The organism is Dyadobacter sp. HNCC25DJ184, from assembly GCF_056895215.1.
The window spans coordinates 289,346-305,319 of the sequence record NZ_JBXHAQ010000001.1 but is presented as its reverse complement, the minus strand read 5'-3'; the positions used below and the strand labels follow the sequence as shown (position 1 = coordinate 305,319).

Genomic DNA, 15,974 nt, shown 5'->3' with positions numbered 1-15,974 from the left:
CTTAAATCTTAATGGTTATTTGAAAATCACCTATTCTTTATACTGATCCAATTTACCCCCTTACTTATACATTTCCAATTTCCCAAATCGCTCTTAGCAAACGGTGAGCAACGCGAACATATACGAAAAGCGCGAACTCTCCGGAACAGCCAAAAGTATCTTCTCCCCTTTTTTCAAAGCGCCGCTATTGAAAACCTCTCCGAGCATCATATATATCGAAGCTGCTCCCACATTTCCGACCGTTACCAGATTGGTATACCATTTCTCTTTGGGTATCGCCAGGCCGTTTTCCGTAAAAAATTTATCAATCTTGTCTTCAAAAAAGTAGCTCGAAAGGTGAGGTAAAAAGTAGGATACATCATCCATCGATACTCCTTTTTCTGTCAGTATATCTTTAAGTTTTGAGAAGCCAAGCTGTACTATCTTCTCCCCTAACAGCTTGACATCCTGTTTAATACTAAATATCGATTTCTCCAAAATATCTTCTGGACTGATGTCCTTATAGCTCACCAGCGAACCATCAGCCTGCTTATCCGAACCCATATACATGCACGCTTCCTCCTCATTGGCAAATGAGCAACCTTCAATCCATTCAACTCTTAAACTGACACCCTCACTATTAGGCTTGTCTTCAATCAAAAACGCCCCTGCGCCGTCGGAAAGCATCCATCTCAGAAAGTCCTTTTCAAAAGCTATAAAGGGATTCTGCTCTAGTTTCACCAATTGCTGTACTTCTTCCTCAAATTGGTCAGCGCGGAGAACAGGTGAAAGACGTTCAGAAGCACAACTCACTGCTTTCTTTTTATCTCCGATTTTCACCGACATATATGCGTACTTGAAAGCATGCATTCCGGCACAGCAAACACCGGAAGGTGATACCACCTCAACCGATTTAGTCTCTGGCAAATGACCATGAACCATCACCCCATGCGAGGGCATCAGTTGATCAGGGCTGGAAGTTGCACAACTGATTAAATCTATCGAATTAATCTCGTTACTATCAGAATTAAACAAACTTTTGATCGCCAGAGATGCCATTTCGGCGTTGGTGTGTGTGGCTATACCTTCCTTTGTCAGCGCATAAAAGCGTCTCTTGATTCCATTATTTCTTAAAACAATTGCCTTTGACTTGGAAGGCTTTCCATTTATAAATCCCAAATAGGCTTCCATTTCTTCATTCGAAACAGGCTCATTTGGCAAAAAGTGGGATATTCTAGTGATATATACTTCTGACATTATTACTTGGTTTCTAAACCACAAAAATATTCTTTTTTCCTTCTAATCGATGTTCCGACGAAAGGCGCTATCAACAATTTGTAAACCGTTACCAGTATGGGAGCCACCATAAAAAGTGCCACCAAGAGATAATACTTGAAGAAAGTTACCAATGTCTTTCGCTTTTCGGGCGTCGTCCCTTTTTTCTTGATCAGCCCCGCCCAAATTCGGAATAGCTTCTTCGCCCTTTGCTCAATAAAAAGAATATCCGTTGGTATTTTGATAAGCCCTGTACCTATTATATCCTTTTGCAATGAATCAAACTGATTTCTCTCCAATGCATCCTTCACCTTGACTCCAAAATCCGTCGCGCTATTGATATCTTTTCTGCTCACGCCAGGCAACGGAAATATTCCCCATTTACTATCCTTTCGACCCGTCAGCATCCAATGAAGGATGGTCACGGCGCTGATCAGATTGGAAGTTCTGTCCATCAACGGGATATTACCGACAAGTCGGCCACCTGTCTTACTAATATACAATTTTACACTTTCCTGCGCATTAAGCCACATATTTCTGCCACCAATGAGTGTCACAATGGGCGTGTCTTTCATAAGCTTTTGAAAATCTGCATTTTGCAAAAGAGAGGTAATCGGCAAAGAGGGTGATAGAAACCACGGCTGATATGCCAAAACAATCAGGTCATACCGGTCTGATTGAAAAGAAATCGGTCTCAATTCAATCGCCTCTTCCTGCACCGACTCCGGCATTTTATCAAAAAACACATCAGTTGTCCAGGGAAAAGGGAAATCTACTGCCGGTTGAATCTGGACTTTCTCGACAAGCTGGCTGTCAAATGGTATGAGAAATTTTTCAAGAATTTCAGTGAGTTGACCGGACTGAGAGTATCCGACGGCCAGAACTTTTTTCATTTGCAATTCATTAGTGAAACATTTTCCCCACATCAGGGTTTGAGATCTTCCGGATGCAGTTTTTTTGATTTGGCCGCATAGTTCATAATTACCTCTTTCAGGTCATCGTCCATTTTGGGAAATGCTGAAATTACGGCCTTCTTATCTTCATTCATCTTTTTGTTATAATTCAGTATTCCGGGCGCGTGTTCCTGAATTGCCAGTCGAAGAAACCGATATTCTGCATTCGAAGGATTTTTATCAATCTCCCCTTCCAGCATGTGTGCACCTTTCTTGAAGGTTTTCACTTTGCTATTCACACCTTTCTCAAAACCAGCGCTTTTCATGATCAGTGCTCCCTTAAAAGCCAAGACCAAAGAGCTTTCCTTCTGACCATCAAGTACTTTCAAAATACTTTCAATCTCATTTATATCTCCTGACGAAAGTGCCTTGTAGTATTCTTTCCGCTCCACCGAGAATCGAAAAGCACCAAATAACACCCCGATAACCAGGAGAACAAATATCTTTTTAACACTTATCATTACTTATCTTGCCTTTTTGCGGCATTCTAAAATAGTGTGATAACTATCACCTATTAACGGATAGGTTTCCACCACTTCAAAGCCCGCGTCTGATACCAATTTTTTCATCACCTCAATGCGATACATCTTGCTGTTGCCATTGGCCATGATCGTAAAGTATAACGAAGTAGCCACCAGACTAAAATGTGCTGCCGGATAGTTTTGATTATCAAAAAATGGTTCCAGAATGAAAAGCGTGGTATCTGCCGAAGCCGCCTGACAGGCGTTTTCCAAAATTTTGGATATCTGTTCTTTCGAAAAGCAGTCCAAAAACTGGCTCATCCATATCACATCAGCGCCCTCCGGGATTTTCTGGGCAGTATCCAACAGGTCGATTTCATGAAAAGCGATCCTGTTTTCCAGTCCCCGTTCAATCGCATTGGCACGAGCAACCTTAATTTGAACGGGCAAATCGAGAATTTTGATTTTCACGGTTGGATCATGATCACAACACGCGAATGACCACTTGCCAGTATTTCCCCCTATATCAAAAATCAGTTTGGGATTTTTTTTGAAGACGATTTTCAACGCCTCCGGAAATGCATTATCGGAATAATAATGGTCAAACTCAAACCATGAACGATTGGCTGGTTCAGGCAAAATCGAGAGTCCCTGATAAATCGTTGGCCAGTTACCTAACGTTTTTAACCCTTCCGGCTTTCCGGTCCGGATGCTTTCAGTCATTTCCTTGGCTCCGAGGTAGCAGACGTCATTCATGAAGTTGATATTCACCCTCGTCATTTCATCTTTTAGAAGAAAGAAGCCGATTTTAGTAATCTTCACAAACTCATTTTCAATCTCTACAACGCCAAGAATTTCTGCTGCTTCCACAAGAAGCTCGACACCATATTCGGATACATCCAGATTCTCAATGATGTTTTTAATCGTTACACCTTTCCGGTTTTTGCTTATGAAGTCGAGTATCCCCAAATCTCTCATGGCAATCACCGCCTGAAAATACATTGGCCCAAAGGCAATTTTCTGAGCTTCATATTTGGCATCAATCGCCGACAATTCTTTCTTCATTCGATTATAAAATCTTGGGCAGCTTTTAGCTTTTAGCTTTTAGCTTTTAGCTTTTAGCTTTTAGCTTTTAGCTTTTAGCCATAAAACCCTGCTGTTAGCTGGTTACTGCCTTTTCAACAAATTGTTTTAACTCAATTTCTAAATCAAGGTATCGTACGATCCTTGTATCTTTTTCTGTATTTCTTCTTTTTTAAATCTTCTTCATGCCAGATGATATACTTACCAATGGTACCCTTGAAACGTTTGAAAAAACCTTCGCGATCCGACAATTTCACGAAATCCTTTTTCAATGTTTTTGCTGTGTCAATCTTCGGTTCCAGCGTATCGAGCGTTCGCAAGGTATCAAGTACGATCGGTAAAAATGCAATGGGCAATTGATATTTTCGAACAAACTTCTCCATATAGTGATTCTGATATGGATCCGTTGCCAGGGCTATCTTCTTGTACCCTTTGTCTTTGAGCAACCGGTATGAGTAATATACGTTTTCGGTGCTGTGCTCGGCCTTTTCCTCCTTAAAAATATCTTTTTCAGGGATACCAAGTGCAATTGCATATTTGGCCATCACCCTGCTTTCGATATACGGGGTGGCCACCGCGCTTCCCGAAAATATGATTTTTTTAGTATACCCTTTATCATAAAGATACTTGGCCCAGTAAACCCGCATCTGCACGACCTGCCCCCACGTCTTCCCGTCGTAAGGAAATCCTGTTACAATAATTGCATCATACGGTTGCCCCTGAATGCCCTTTTCGTATGATTTTGCCGCTTTTTTGAAGAGATGTCTGGTACAACCCGCCGAAAGCATGAGCAGAGACAACAAAGAATAACTCAGAAATTTTAGCACAAATATGGATCACAGTTTATGAAAAAGCCGTGAATCTATTCCCAAAAGGAAATAAATTCACAGCTCTGAGATGCAACTAAATTAGGAAATAATTCGGTATATCTTATGAGGCGAATTTTTTACTCCAGATTTTGTAATACTTTGAATCGATCGCCTTGTTTACCTGATATACCGCACCTGCCCAGTAGTTTCTGAAACCGAAACCTCCCGCTTTACCTTCAATTCTCTCAGTGTAAAGCACTTTTTTTGTAGAAAGATCGATAAAAGTAACCCAGACTGCCATCTTCTCGGCGGTTTTACTCATGCTTTCAACCACATATACCACACCGATTCCGTCTTTCTCGCTTAATTTGTATTTAGAAACGGATTTTTTCACCTGATCTTCTGTAATGGTGTAAGCATCTTCCGTGATGTTTTTTTCAACATCAATATCTTTATTATTTGCGATCATGTCGTCCACACTGGTAGTGTACATATCGCTTTTTTTAATTTTCAAAGGATCTTGCAGAGAGAACTTTTTAGGTTCAGCGCTGAGTAGCAGGTTCCAGCTCACTGAGTGTTGATTTTTGATAGCGGCCGGATCCGTGAAGCCAACCTTGCCAATATATTTTGTCTGGGTTAGGTCAAGTCCCAGAAAGGTCACCTTTGCTTTGCCAGCAAACAAGTCTGCCATCGTATATTCAGCTTGGGCATTGAAAAAAACAAAAGGCGTGAACAGCAACAAGAACAGTAGTTTTTTCATAATCATTTGGTTTACAATGGGCATATAAAGTGGTCTGCTTTAATGGAAATCAAAGATAAATTAATTTCTCAGGTTTGCGTTTCTCCTGCTTGTATATCCTGAAGGAAAGTTCTTGAGTGGTAATAAATTGCACTTCCGGGCTCACACGCAGCCTGGATTTGAATAACGAATGAAGCATTTCCCGAAACTTTTCCGACTGCAATTGCATGGACAGGAGAATGGTAATATTGTCGTTTCCAAACTCGTTTTTCGATACCACAACCTGATATAGATCAATCTCTTTGACCATATCCAATACGTCAAAAATAGCTGGAGGGAATATCGTCGTTCCTTTGAATTTAATCATTTGCTGCTTTCGCCCTACCACAGGCCCGAGCCTGGTAGTATTTCGGCCGCAGGCGCAGGGTTGATGATATACATTGCATAGATCACCGGTCTTATATCGGATCAAAGGCATACCCTCAACCCCTAACGTTGTCACAACAACCTCTCCCAGCTCGCCATCCTTCACAGGCTCACCACTATCATCGACTACTTCCAATATCAGCAGATCGGGATTTAAATGGCCGCCTTTTCCTTCAGAGCACTCCGTAAAAGCAGCTCCCATTTCAGTGGAAGCATAGGTAGAATACAATTTGATATCCCACTGACTCGTGATACGTTTTCCCAATTCATTCAAAGTAAAATCAGGATTGCGGATAGGCTCGCCAATGCAAATAACCGACCTGACGGAAGAAGCCTGAAAATCTATATCATTTTGCTCCGCATATTCGATTAGTTTTGGAATGAAGGACGGAATAGCAATCAAAGTCGTGGGCTTAAAACGATCAATGGATTCCCACTGTAAAAATGGCGCTCCAGGACCCACTCGAATCATACCGACCCCCAGTTTTCTGGCTCCCATCCAATAGGCCAATCCTGCCATAAACCGACGGTCGATAGTGGTCATGAGTTGATATATATCTTCGCTCGAACCGTCCGCGCAGGTGAACGACTCGGCTTCGTTTACAGCCAATCTTTCAACGTCAGCGTCTGTCAGATAAAATGCAACCGGATCGCTTAATGTCCCGGAAGTTGTAACAAAATCTGCAATATGAGATTTTGGCACACATAAAAAATCGTCATTATGCAGAGCAAGATCGTCTTTAGTTGTAAAGGGTAGAATCCCCAAATCCGCGACGGTCTGTATCGAAGATATATTTATTCCATTCTCATCAAATACCCTTTTATAGTAAGAAGATTTGTTGGACACGTGAGCCAAAACATCCCTTAGTTTCTCATTTTGCCTTTGCTGAACCTCGGCATTCATATAAATTTTTTTATAGTTTGAAGAATAGGTTTTGTTTTCATGCAAAACCCTTAACTAGCCTAAACTCCTTAATGGTTTAACATATTTTCCCTTAACCTTTAAGACGTTTAGAAACATTAAGGTACAACTTCATCTTGACGCCAAAATTGATCATTACACCTTCAATGGCCATAGATGACAACTCCTGTCAACACCTGACAAAATCCGCCACTACTCCTTACCCTCAATCTCCCGGATTTTGTTCAGTATGGCCTCTCGCTCCTGTACAGACGAAACCTCTTTTTCCAGCGACTTTTTGTAATAACTAATCGCGCGATCTGCCTCCTTTTTCTTGTGGTAATAATCTCCCAGGGCAAGGTATGTCAGGAAACTTTCAGGATTGTTCATTATGAAGCTGCTCTCTTCCTGCTGACTGATTGTCAGATCTTTACCCAACATGATATATTTACCAATCCGTTGTTTCGTCTTTTTGAAGGACTCGTATTGGCTATATTCCTTGGTATGAATAAAGTTGTCCGTCGGAATATCTAGTGAATCAAGCCCGGTAATTTTACCGCCGCTACCAAAAACCACATCCAGATTATAAGCCACGAATTCGCCCAGCTGATACGGAGCCGATGATATCCAAAGTGTTTTTTTCGCAGGTTTGAAGACAATTCCATGGTGCGCAATAAGCTGATTGATAGACTTCGAATTGCCATATCCAATGAATTTCTCGCCCATTCCATTTTTATTTCTTAAAATACCGATCGCCGCAGGAACGTCAATTGGAAACTTTTCCGTCATCAACTCTGATATCCTGTCAAACCGGTATTTGGAATCTGTCGTGTTGATATTAATAATATTTGTAGAATCCCGAATAAATTTTGCACCCTGATAATGATTTGCGCAAACCAGATAATCGATACCAGAATCATATACATCCATCCGTTGCGGTGATTTTTCAATAATAACCGACTTATTGTCCTCTGCCGAGCCAATCAGCAATGACTCAGAAACAAACGTTTCTCTTTGCTGAGCGATGGCAACCGCTTCTTTTATATTTTTTGAATATTGCAAAATTTCACGGGCCAATAGGGAAATCGGATCTTTGGCCCCATATGGAATATCTGATTTTGAAGCATTTAGTGTTACCGTCACACCCTTTTCATTCATGCCCGACACAACACCCGTCAGACCTGCCCAAGCGTAAGAAGCGAATTTGTATCCTTTATCGGGTTTGATAAAAACAATAAGTTTGTCTTCGGCGAAGGCATCACCCATGTAAAAGTCAAAATTACGGGCAATCAGTAGGGTTGAATCCGCAGAGAATTTTTTATTAACCGAGAACGACGTACAGCCGACCATATTCAAATCCGTAAGTGCATGACCGATATCATGTGCTGCATGGTAATTTAGAATGCGGTAATACTTAGGCCCTATGTAGTCATATTTATCTGAAAATGATTTACTTACACCATATATTTCTTCCAGATTTTCTTCGGGTATGTATTTATAAATATCCTTGTTGAACCAACCGACAAACCCTTTGATCACCTGCAGAAAGAACTTGTTCGGAATCATTTCGTTGATTTGGGCTACAAAATGCACTTCCTGCTTTTCCATTAGCTCACGTGCCAAAATACCGTATTTCAACCCACGCTCATAAGGATTTCCTTCCAGGTACATTTCCCAAATCCCTTGTTTATTCTTTTTCAGCCAGCTATCTTCTACTACAAAATGATCGGGAGCTAATTGGATTCGTTTGTAGCTTTCAATTGTTTTACTACTTTTAATTTCTGGCGACGGAATGCGTATCCTCCAGATAAAGAGGCCAAACAACACGGCTGACAAAACCAGAATTACACTGAGGGTTTTTAAAAATCTTCTTAAAAATTTATTTTGAGGCCACATACTTCAATTTAAAATCGGAATGCGTTTTTATTGTTCAACGCAGAGTTTTGGAAGTTTTCACTGAGTAAGGAAAGTTTTTACACCGTTACTCCGCGCACTACCTAGTGAACAGTGCGTTTTAAAATCAGAACACAAACATTCAGGTAAAAGTAAGAATAAATGGGTATTGCGTTTAGAAAACTTATTGGTAGTTCGGGTATCCTGGCCGTCTGGGAGGTAACTGAATCGACCGCACAGTTGGAGCTTTCGCTGATACCGGAGGAATTGGAAGAGTTCATAGCTAAACCCCATTTATCAGAAAAGAGGAAGAGAGAATGGCTTGCTACCCGCTGTCTTCTGAAGACGCTGGTAACTCATCCCGAAAAGATTTGCTACCATGAAAATGGCGCTCCATATCTTGCCAGCGCGTCAAACACCATTTCAATTTCGCACTCCGAAGACTTTGTTGCGGTATATCTGCATCCCAAAGAGCAAATTGGCGTAGATATCCAGAAGGCTAGATCTGTCGTCATAAAAGGCGCTGATTTTTTTCTGAATGATTTTGAAAAAGGCTGGATCAACTCGAAAAACATATCGCAGCATAATCTGATTTGGTCGGCGAAGGAATCTATTTACAAATATCTGAGACAGTCTGATCTTGATTTCAAAAACGATCTTCAGATTTGCCCCGTGAAGATGGAACAATTTGGAAACATCGAAGCTTATATTCATAATAAGAACGACATCAAAAGCATATGCCTTCAATTTGAATGGATTGGGGAATATGTGTTAACCTGGACGGTTTGAGGTGGCTGGTTTTATGGTTTTAGCACTCGACCCTGAAACAAATTAAAGGATTTTGAAATGATAGTACATACCTAATTATATACAACTCGTCATAACCACCTATGCGAAAACTATTTATTGCCTTATTTCTAAGCCTGTTTTTAGTAAGATCTTTTGCACAAACATCCTCCGGCGAAATCTTTCAGAATCTGAAAAAACTCAATGTATTGAGCTCAGTGCTGTATATCGCAGCTCACCCAGACGATGAGAATACCTTGATGCTGTCCTATTTGTCAAAAGACAAACTGGTCAGAACCGGCTATTTGTCTTTGACGCGAGGTGACGGCGGACAAAACCTGATCGGCCCTGAACAAGGATATAATATTGGCGTGATCCGGACGCAGGAACTGTTGGGAGCAAGAAGAATAGACGGGGCTGAGCAATTCTTTTCCCGCGCATATGATTTTGGGTTTTCAAAGACACGAGAAGAAACGCTCCGATTCTGGGACGAAACCAAAGTGCTGGGTGACGTAGTCTGGATGATCCGAAAATTCAGACCGGACGTGATCATCACCCGTTTCCCACCCGATCCAAGAGCCGGACATGGCCACCATCAGACATCGGCCTATCTGGCGGAAAAAGCTTTCTCGCTGGCCGCAGACCCGAAATCTTATCCCGACCAACTGAAATATGTAAAACTTTGGCAACCGAAACGATTGGTTTGGAACACCTATACACCGGGTTTTACCAACAATAGTCCAACAGAAGAAAAGAGACCTTACACAAGTGTTGAAATTGGTGGATACAATGCGGTTTTAGGAAAATCTTATACGGAAATTGCCGCGCAAAGCCGGAGTCAGCATAAAAGTCAGGCCTTCGGGACCTCGCCCGTGAGAGGTCAAAGAACTGACTATTTTGTTTTAAAAGAAGGTGATCCTGCAGAAAGCTCTCTGTTTGATGGCATTGATATGTCGTGGAAGCGGGTTAAGGGAAGTGAGAAAGTGCAGACTCTTGTCAAATCAGTGATTCAAAATTTTTCTCAGGAAAACCCGACCAGATCAATACCTATATTACTGAATATCAACACTGAACTAAATAAACTGGATTCTACAGATCAGTATGTGAAACTGAAAAAGAACGAAGTTCAGAATATTCTTTTTGAATGTCTCGGTCTGTGGTATGAAACCAATCCCCAAAGCTTCTCTGGTGTTGCAGGAGAAATTATGCCGATTAAAATTTCGGCCATTAATCGTTCTGATTATCCATTGGCATTAAAATCCATCAGTTGGACTGGAAGTTCGAGAGACAGCATATTGAATCTGAAATTGCAGGATAACGTGTTTTTCCAGACTACCGTAAAAACGCCGCTTTCAGAAAAACTAAAAATCAGCCAGCCTTACTGGCTAGAAAAACCTTTGGATAAAGGCATGTTTGATATTCAGAATCAAACAGATATTGGATATCCTGAAAATCGTCCAGAGACGATGACCACTTTTACTTTTGATATCGGAGGCCAACTGTTCTCTGTTTCAAAACCTTGGATTTATAAACATAATGATGCTGCGGAAGGCGAAATTTATCAGCCATTTGAGATAAGACCAGCTGTGACTGTCACAATTTCGGAGCCCGTATATGTGTTTGCAGACCCGCTGCCAAAAATGATCAACATGACAGTTCAGGCTCAAAAACAAGACGTGAAAGGAACAGCCGGACTGCAATTACCGAACGGTTGGAAGTCTGAACCTGCCACGTTTGAATTTGACTTGAAAAACAAATATGAGCAAAAATATCTGAGCTTTTTGGTTACGCCACCGTCAGGTAATCAGGAAGTTACGATCAAAGGTTTTGCCAAATCAGATCGTGTGGTTTATGAAAAAGGAATTAAGACGATTTCTTACAGGCATATACCATCTCAAACCATATTCCCTGCCAGTGAAACAAAACTCGCTCGCGTCGATGTAAAAACGACCGTGAAAAATATTGGATATATCGCCGGAGCTGGAGACGATGTGCCCACGGCTTTACGTCAAATGGGCTGTATTGTCACGATGTTGAACGAAGCTGAATTGGCAAAAGATCTGACTCAATATGAGGCAATTGTAGTGGGTGTACGTGCATACAATACCGAAAGCAGATTGATAAACTATCAGCCAAAACTGATGGACTATGTAAAAAACGGAGGAACAATGGTTGTTCAGTATACTATACCCAATGGACAAATAATCAAAGAAATAGGCCCTTATCCTCTGACTACCGGACGCGAAAGGATTACCGAAGAAGATGCAGAACTGACCATATTGCAACCTGATAACCAGATATTTAATTACCCAAACAAGATCACTTCCCAAGACTTCAAAGGTTGGATCCAGGAACGCGGTCTTTATTTTGGCGAAACCTGGGATAAGGAAAAGTATACGCCGCTTCTGGTAGGTCATGATATGGACCAAACACCTAAAGAAGGTGCACTTTTGTATGCGCAATACGGCAAGGGGAATTATATATATACAGGTCTGTCCTTCTTCAGGGAGCTACCTGCGGGCGTAACAGGCGCATATCGTCTGTTCGCCAATATGATTTCGGTGGGTAAAAAATAAAAGGTATATCGTCGGGAAAATATTATTTGACGTTTTTCCGACGATGTCTTTGAAAGTCTTCCAGCACAAAACCGCCCAATCCTTGCAGGTTGCTGTAATATGCCCTGCCATTGTTGACCTGCGTGAAATTTTGAACAAATTGTTTTAAATAAGGATCGGTTGCAATCATAAAAGTTGTAACCGGAATATCAAGTTTACGACATTGGGCAGCTAACGTCAGCGTCTTATTGATGATCTTCCGATCAAGTCCAAAACTGTTTTTGTAGTATCTGATTCCCTCTTTCAAACAGGTCGGTTTCCCGTCTGTGATCATGAAAATCTGTTTGTTTTTTGTTTTCTTTCGTCTCAATAAATCCATCGCCAGTTCAAGGCCTGCAACGGTATTGGTATGATATGGCCCTACTTCTAGATATGGCAAATCTTTAATCTGAATTTGCCAGGCATCATTTCCAAAAACGATAATATCGAGTGAGTCTTTTGGGTATTTTGTGCGGATCAATTCTGCGAGCGCCAAAGCCACCTTCTTTGCTGGGGTAATCCTATCCTCACCATATAAAATCATGGAATGGCTGATATCGATCATCACCACGGTAGAAGTTGTCGTCCGCTGCTCCCTTTCCACCACTTCCAGATCATTTTCCATCAAAGTAAAGTCGCCGATACCGTGATTTACCTGGGCGTTTTTGATAGATTCCGTCATAGAAATCTGATCAAGGGTATCTCCAAATTGAAACTGGCGGATATCACTGCTCAACTCGTCACCCACGCCCGTATTTGGAGTGTGGTGATTACCACCAGATTTTGAGCGCTTCAACTTTCCGAAAATTTCATCCAATGCGCTTTTCCGGATGCTTTTTTCAGACTTGGGCGTCATGATGAGCTTGTTTTCTCCTTCGGTCCGCTCCTCCGTGATATATCCTTTTTTCTTCAGATCCTCAAAAAAATCGCCGATTCCATAGGTATCATTCGTCAGATTATATTGTCTGTCGAGTTGGCTCATCCATGACATCGTTTCTGCTACATCGCCCGACGTCATGAGAAGCAATTGCTGGAAAATATTCAGCAGTTGATCAAACTTGTTGTTACCAGTCTGTTCTACCGGAATAAACTTTGAAAATAGGTGTCCACGCATGATAGTATTGTTTGCAATCGGCTTTCTGTAGTCGGCGAGCAGACTACACTATTTCAAACTTTGGACTTGCTGTAATATTGCCTGGCGACCAGTTTTCTGCGGTCAGCTATCGATTCAGGCACCATAGGAACTTTAGAATGACCTATGGTATTTGGCTTTCGGCAGCCGCTAGCCGACTGCCGAAAACCGAAGTTATTTTTACGCTTCTTCTGCGCAATACTCTTCAAAAGCCATTTGCAAATGCTGAGCGATCATTTCAGCAGAACGACCTTCGATATGATGACGTTCAACGAAATGGATCAGTTCGCCGTCCTTAAACAACGCCACAGCTGGCGAAGACGGAGGGTATGGCAAGCAATATTCACGCATTTTTGCAACAGCTTCCAAATCAGCACCTGCAAATACAGTCGCCAAATGATCTGGTTTGATTTCGCTGCGCGTTAAAGCCGCACGAACACCCGGACGCGCTGCACCCGCTGCACAGCCACATACTGAATTGATCACTACAAGAGCAGTTCCTTTTGTATTCTGCATGAAAGTGTCAACTTGTTCTGCTGTTGACAAATCCTGAAAGCCTGCATTTACGAGCTCAGCTTTCATAGGCGCCACTAATTGTGGAGGATACATATATTTTTCGATTTAAAAGTGATACAAATGGACTGTTAGCTGTTAGCTGTTAGCTGTTAGCTGTTAGCTGTTAGCTGTTAGCTGTTAGCTGTTGGGAGAAAACTCACTCCTTAAAACTAACTACTTATTCTATTATTAATAATTTCAAACTTTAACGTATTCATTTCGAGCAAACTAAACGCTAATAGCTAACCCCTGAAAGCTAAAAGAGCTACATAAACCCTAACTCCAACTTCGCTTCTTCCGACATCATTTCTGTGGTGTATGGAGGGTCGAAAGTTAGTTCGAGACTTACGTCGTTTACTCCTTCTACTTCCCTTATTTTCTGTTCTACTTCGCCTGGCAAACTTCCCGCCGAGGGGCATGAAGGGGAAGTCAGCGTCATGGAAACAAAAACGTTATTTATTGGAAAAATTTTCAGATCATATATCAATCCAAGCTCATATACATCCACCGGAATTTCGGGATCGTATACCTGTTTGATTGCCTTAATCACCTCTTCCCGTAGTTCTGATTCTGAGTCGGACATTTTTATATGTTCAATTTATTAGTACTGTTACAAACAAATTTTAGGATAATCAGTTCACCGCCTGATATGCAAATCCGTAGGCTCTCATTTGTTTTACCATAGAGACAAGCCCGTTAGATCTTGTTTGAGCAAGATGGCGATGCAAACCAATCCGTTCCATAAAATAAAGGTCAGCGTTCGCTATCTCCTCTGGTGTATGTCCTGATAAAACTTTAACAAGCATACTTACCAAACCGCGTACTATGATTGCGTCGCTGTCAGCGTCGAATTTCAAAACTCCACCTTCGGTGTATGCATGCAGCCAAACCAACGACTGGCAGCCCTTTATGATATTCTCCTCAGTTTTATATTCTTCATCCAACTTAGGCAACTGTTTGCCCATGTCAATGATATACTCGTATTTACTTTCCCAGTCGTCAAACAGTTCAAAATCTTCGATAAGACTGTCCTGTGCTTCGTTGATCGTCATTTCTAACAATTTCTATGTTTAAATATGAATAACAGACCTAGCTCAACATTTTCTTCACCTTGATCAATCCTTGCACCAATCTGTCAATTTCTCCCTTCGTATTGTAAACAGCAAAAGAAGCTCTTGAGGTTCCGGTGATGCCAAGTCGTTGCATCAAAGGTTGGGTACAGTGGTGCCCGGTTCTGACAGCGATTCCCTGCTGATCGAGCAGCACGCCGATATCCTGATGATGAATTCCATCAATTATAAATGACACAACGCTTACCTTTTCTTTCGCCTCACCTATAATTTTCAAACCTGGAATTTCTTTCATCGCATGTGTAGCATATACCAATAGTTCGTGTTCATATGCTGCGATGTTATCTTTACCCAATCTATTGACGAAGTCAATTGCAGCCTTTGCAGCAATGACATCCGCTATATTCGGCGTACCCGCTTCAAATTTGTATGGTAATTCGTTGTAGGTAGTTTTGGCGAAAGTTACTTCCTTAATCATCTCACCGCCACCACGGTACGGAGGCATATCATTCAGAATATCTCTTTTTCCGTATAAGATACCCATTCCTGTAGGGCCATAAATCTTATGGAGAGATAATACATAAAATTCGCAGTCAAGAGCCTGAACATCAATCTCCAAATGAGACGACGCCTGCGCTCCATCAAGTAAAACCGCAGCTCCTACTTCGTGCGCCTTTTCAATAATCTGTTTCACCGGATTAACCGTTCCCAACGCATTGGAAGCATGAACAACTGATACGAATTTGGTTCTTTCGTTGATCAGCTTTTCATATTCTTCAAAGATAATTTCCCCCTCATCGGTAATCGGAATTACTTTCAATATGCAACCTTTTTCCTCGCACAGCATTTGCCATGGAACGATATTGGAGTGATGTTCCATCGTTGTAATAATGATCTCATCACCTTCCCCAAGGTATTTTCTTCCGTAAGTTTGAGCTACCAGATTGATCCCATCGGTGGTACCGTAGGTAAAGATGACCTCATCCGAAGATGGCGCATTGATAAACGCCTGAATTGTCTTGCGGGTCTCTTCAAAAGCAGCGGTTGCCTTTTCTGCCAGATGGTGAATTCCTCGGTGGATATTGGCGTTGGTATGCTCATAATATCCTGAAATTGCATCAATTACCTCCCGCGGTTTCTGCGTCGTTGCAGCGTTGTCAAAATATACAAGCTCTTTTCCGTTGATCTTTTCATTCAGAATAGGAAAATCCTGGCGTATGGCACTAATATCAAGTAACTGACTCATAGCAAATCCTTAATTTATTAAAATACCCAACCCAATGTCATATAGGTTGGGTAATATATTTTTCCCAAAAAA

15 protein-coding genes are annotated in these 15,974 nt (G+C 41.5%); 2 read left to right on the top strand and 13 right to left on the bottom strand.

Going from position 1 to position 15,974, the window contains the following annotated elements; all coding sequences use genetic code 11:
- Positions 1-93: 93 nt before the first annotated feature.
- From darB to AC1XUD_RS01160, 8 genes are all read right to left on the bottom strand, one after another.
- On the bottom strand, positions 94-1,236 hold the full coding sequence (darB, locus tag AC1XUD_RS01195; RefSeq protein ID WP_483359108.1) for a dialkylresorcinol biosynthesis protein DarB: 1,143 nt from the start codon (positions 1,234-1,236) through the stop codon (positions 94-96).
- A 2-nt stretch (positions 1,237-1,238) separates the two neighbouring features.
- Positions 1,239-2,147 (bottom strand): hypothetical protein, encoded by a 909-nt coding sequence (locus AC1XUD_RS01190; RefSeq protein ID WP_483359107.1) that lies wholly within the window; start codon positions 2,145-2,147, stop codon positions 1,239-1,241.
- Positions 2,148-2,179: 32 nt separating this feature from the next.
- On the bottom strand, positions 2,180-2,668 hold the full coding sequence (locus tag AC1XUD_RS01185; protein WP_483359106.1) for a hypothetical protein: 489 nt from the start codon (positions 2,666-2,668) through the stop codon (positions 2,180-2,182).
- A 3-nt stretch (positions 2,669-2,671) separates the two neighbouring features.
- The gene (locus AC1XUD_RS01180) at positions 2,672-3,733 is read right to left on the bottom strand and encodes a methyltransferase (protein WP_483359105.1); all 1,062 of its coding nucleotides are present in this window, start codon (positions 3,731-3,733) and stop codon (positions 2,672-2,674) included.
- A 143-nt stretch (positions 3,734-3,876) separates the two neighbouring features.
- Positions 3,877-4,578, bottom strand: coding sequence for a YdcF family protein (locus AC1XUD_RS01175; RefSeq protein ID WP_483359104.1), 702 nt, complete (start codon positions 4,576-4,578; stop codon positions 3,877-3,879).
- A gap of 103 nt (positions 4,579-4,681) precedes the next feature.
- Positions 4,682-5,320 (bottom strand): hypothetical protein, encoded by a 639-nt coding sequence (locus tag AC1XUD_RS01170; protein ID WP_483359103.1) that lies wholly within the window; start codon positions 5,318-5,320, stop codon positions 4,682-4,684.
- A gap of 49 nt (positions 5,321-5,369) precedes the next feature.
- Positions 5,370-6,629, bottom strand: coding sequence for a flexirubin biosynthesis putative acyl-CoA ligase FlxY (flxY, locus tag AC1XUD_RS01165; RefSeq protein WP_483359102.1), 1,260 nt, complete (start codon positions 6,627-6,629; stop codon positions 5,370-5,372).
- Positions 6,630-6,839: 210 nt separating this feature from the next.
- Entirely contained in the window at positions 6,840-8,522 is a 1,683-nt protein-coding gene (locus AC1XUD_RS01160) for a C45 family autoproteolytic acyltransferase/hydrolase (protein WP_483359101.1), read from the bottom strand.
- Positions 8,523-8,681: 159 nt separating this feature from the next.
- Between AC1XUD_RS01160 and AC1XUD_RS01155 the strand changes: the two genes are divergently transcribed.
- Both AC1XUD_RS01155 and AC1XUD_RS01150 read left to right on the top strand, forming a co-directional pair.
- Positions 8,682-9,308, top strand: a complete 627-nt coding sequence (locus AC1XUD_RS01155) for a 4'-phosphopantetheinyl transferase family protein (protein WP_483359100.1) — start codon at positions 8,682-8,684, stop codon at positions 9,306-9,308.
- Positions 9,309-9,409: 101 nt separating this feature from the next.
- Positions 9,410-11,881 (top strand): PIG-L family deacetylase, encoded by a 2,472-nt coding sequence (locus tag AC1XUD_RS01150; RefSeq protein WP_483359099.1) that lies wholly within the window; start codon positions 9,410-9,412, stop codon positions 11,879-11,881.
- 22 nt (positions 11,882-11,903) lie between these two features.
- Here AC1XUD_RS01150 and AC1XUD_RS01145 read toward each other — a convergent pair whose 3' ends face one another.
- From AC1XUD_RS01145 to AC1XUD_RS01125, 5 genes are all read right to left on the bottom strand, one after another.
- On the bottom strand, positions 11,904-13,013 hold the full coding sequence (locus AC1XUD_RS01145; RefSeq protein ID WP_483359098.1) for a vWA domain-containing protein: 1,110 nt from the start codon (positions 13,011-13,013) through the stop codon (positions 11,904-11,906).
- 198 nt (positions 13,014-13,211) lie between these two features.
- Entirely contained in the window at positions 13,212-13,640 is a 429-nt protein-coding gene (locus AC1XUD_RS01140; protein ID WP_483359097.1) for a BrxA/BrxB family bacilliredoxin, read from the bottom strand.
- A gap of 211 nt (positions 13,641-13,851) precedes the next feature.
- Positions 13,852-14,169 (bottom strand): SUF system Fe-S cluster assembly protein, encoded by a 318-nt coding sequence (locus AC1XUD_RS01135; protein ID WP_483359096.1) that lies wholly within the window; start codon positions 14,167-14,169, stop codon positions 13,852-13,854.
- A gap of 49 nt (positions 14,170-14,218) precedes the next feature.
- The gene (locus tag AC1XUD_RS01130; protein WP_483359095.1) at positions 14,219-14,638 is read right to left on the bottom strand and encodes a SufE family protein; all 420 of its coding nucleotides are present in this window, start codon (positions 14,636-14,638) and stop codon (positions 14,219-14,221) included.
- A 37-nt stretch (positions 14,639-14,675) separates the two neighbouring features.
- On the bottom strand, positions 14,676-15,902 hold the full coding sequence (locus AC1XUD_RS01125; protein WP_483359094.1) for a SufS family cysteine desulfurase: 1,227 nt from the start codon (positions 15,900-15,902) through the stop codon (positions 14,676-14,678).
- Positions 15,903-15,974: the final 72 nt, after the last annotated feature.

Coding starts and splice junctions, on each gene's coding strand:
- AC1XUD_RS01170 (WP_483359103.1), bottom strand. CDS start 5,320: ATGAAAAAACTACTGTTCTTGTTGCTGTTCACGCCTTTTGTTTTTTTC.
- AC1XUD_RS01135 (WP_483359096.1), bottom strand. CDS start 14,169: ATGTCCGACTCAGAATCAGAACTACGGGAAGAGGTGATTAAGGCAATC.
- darB (WP_483359108.1), bottom strand. CDS start 1,236: ATGTCAGAAGTATATATCACTAGAATATCCCACTTTTTGCCAAATGAG.
- AC1XUD_RS01150 (WP_483359099.1), top strand. CDS start 9,410: ATGCGAAAACTATTTATTGCCTTATTTCTAAGCCTGTTTTTAGTAAGA.
- AC1XUD_RS01190 (WP_483359107.1), bottom strand. CDS start 2,147: ATGAAAAAAGTTCTGGCCGTCGGATACTCTCAGTCCGGTCAACTCACT.
- AC1XUD_RS01130 (WP_483359095.1), bottom strand. CDS start 14,638: ATGACGATCAACGAAGCACAGGACAGTCTTATCGAAGATTTTGAACTG.
- AC1XUD_RS01180 (WP_483359105.1), bottom strand. CDS start 3,733: ATGAAGAAAGAATTGTCGGCGATTGATGCCAAATATGAAGCTCAGAAA.
- AC1XUD_RS01155 (WP_483359100.1), top strand. CDS start 8,682: ATGGGTATTGCGTTTAGAAAACTTATTGGTAGTTCGGGTATCCTGGCC.
- AC1XUD_RS01145 (WP_483359098.1), bottom strand. CDS start 13,013: ATGCGTGGACACCTATTTTCAAAGTTTATTCCGGTAGAACAGACTGGT.
- AC1XUD_RS01140 (WP_483359097.1), bottom strand. CDS start 13,640: ATGTATCCTCCACAATTAGTGGCGCCTATGAAAGCTGAGCTCGTAAAT.
- AC1XUD_RS01125 (WP_483359094.1), bottom strand. CDS start 15,902: ATGAGTCAGTTACTTGATATTAGTGCCATACGCCAGGATTTTCCTATT.
- AC1XUD_RS01185 (WP_483359106.1), bottom strand. CDS start 2,668: ATGATAAGTGTTAAAAAGATATTTGTTCTCCTGGTTATCGGGGTGTTA.
- AC1XUD_RS01160 (WP_483359101.1), bottom strand. CDS start 8,522: ATGTGGCCTCAAAATAAATTTTTAAGAAGATTTTTAAAAACCCTCAGT.
- flxY (WP_483359102.1), bottom strand. CDS start 6,629: ATGAATGCCGAGGTTCAGCAAAGGCAAAATGAGAAACTAAGGGATGTT.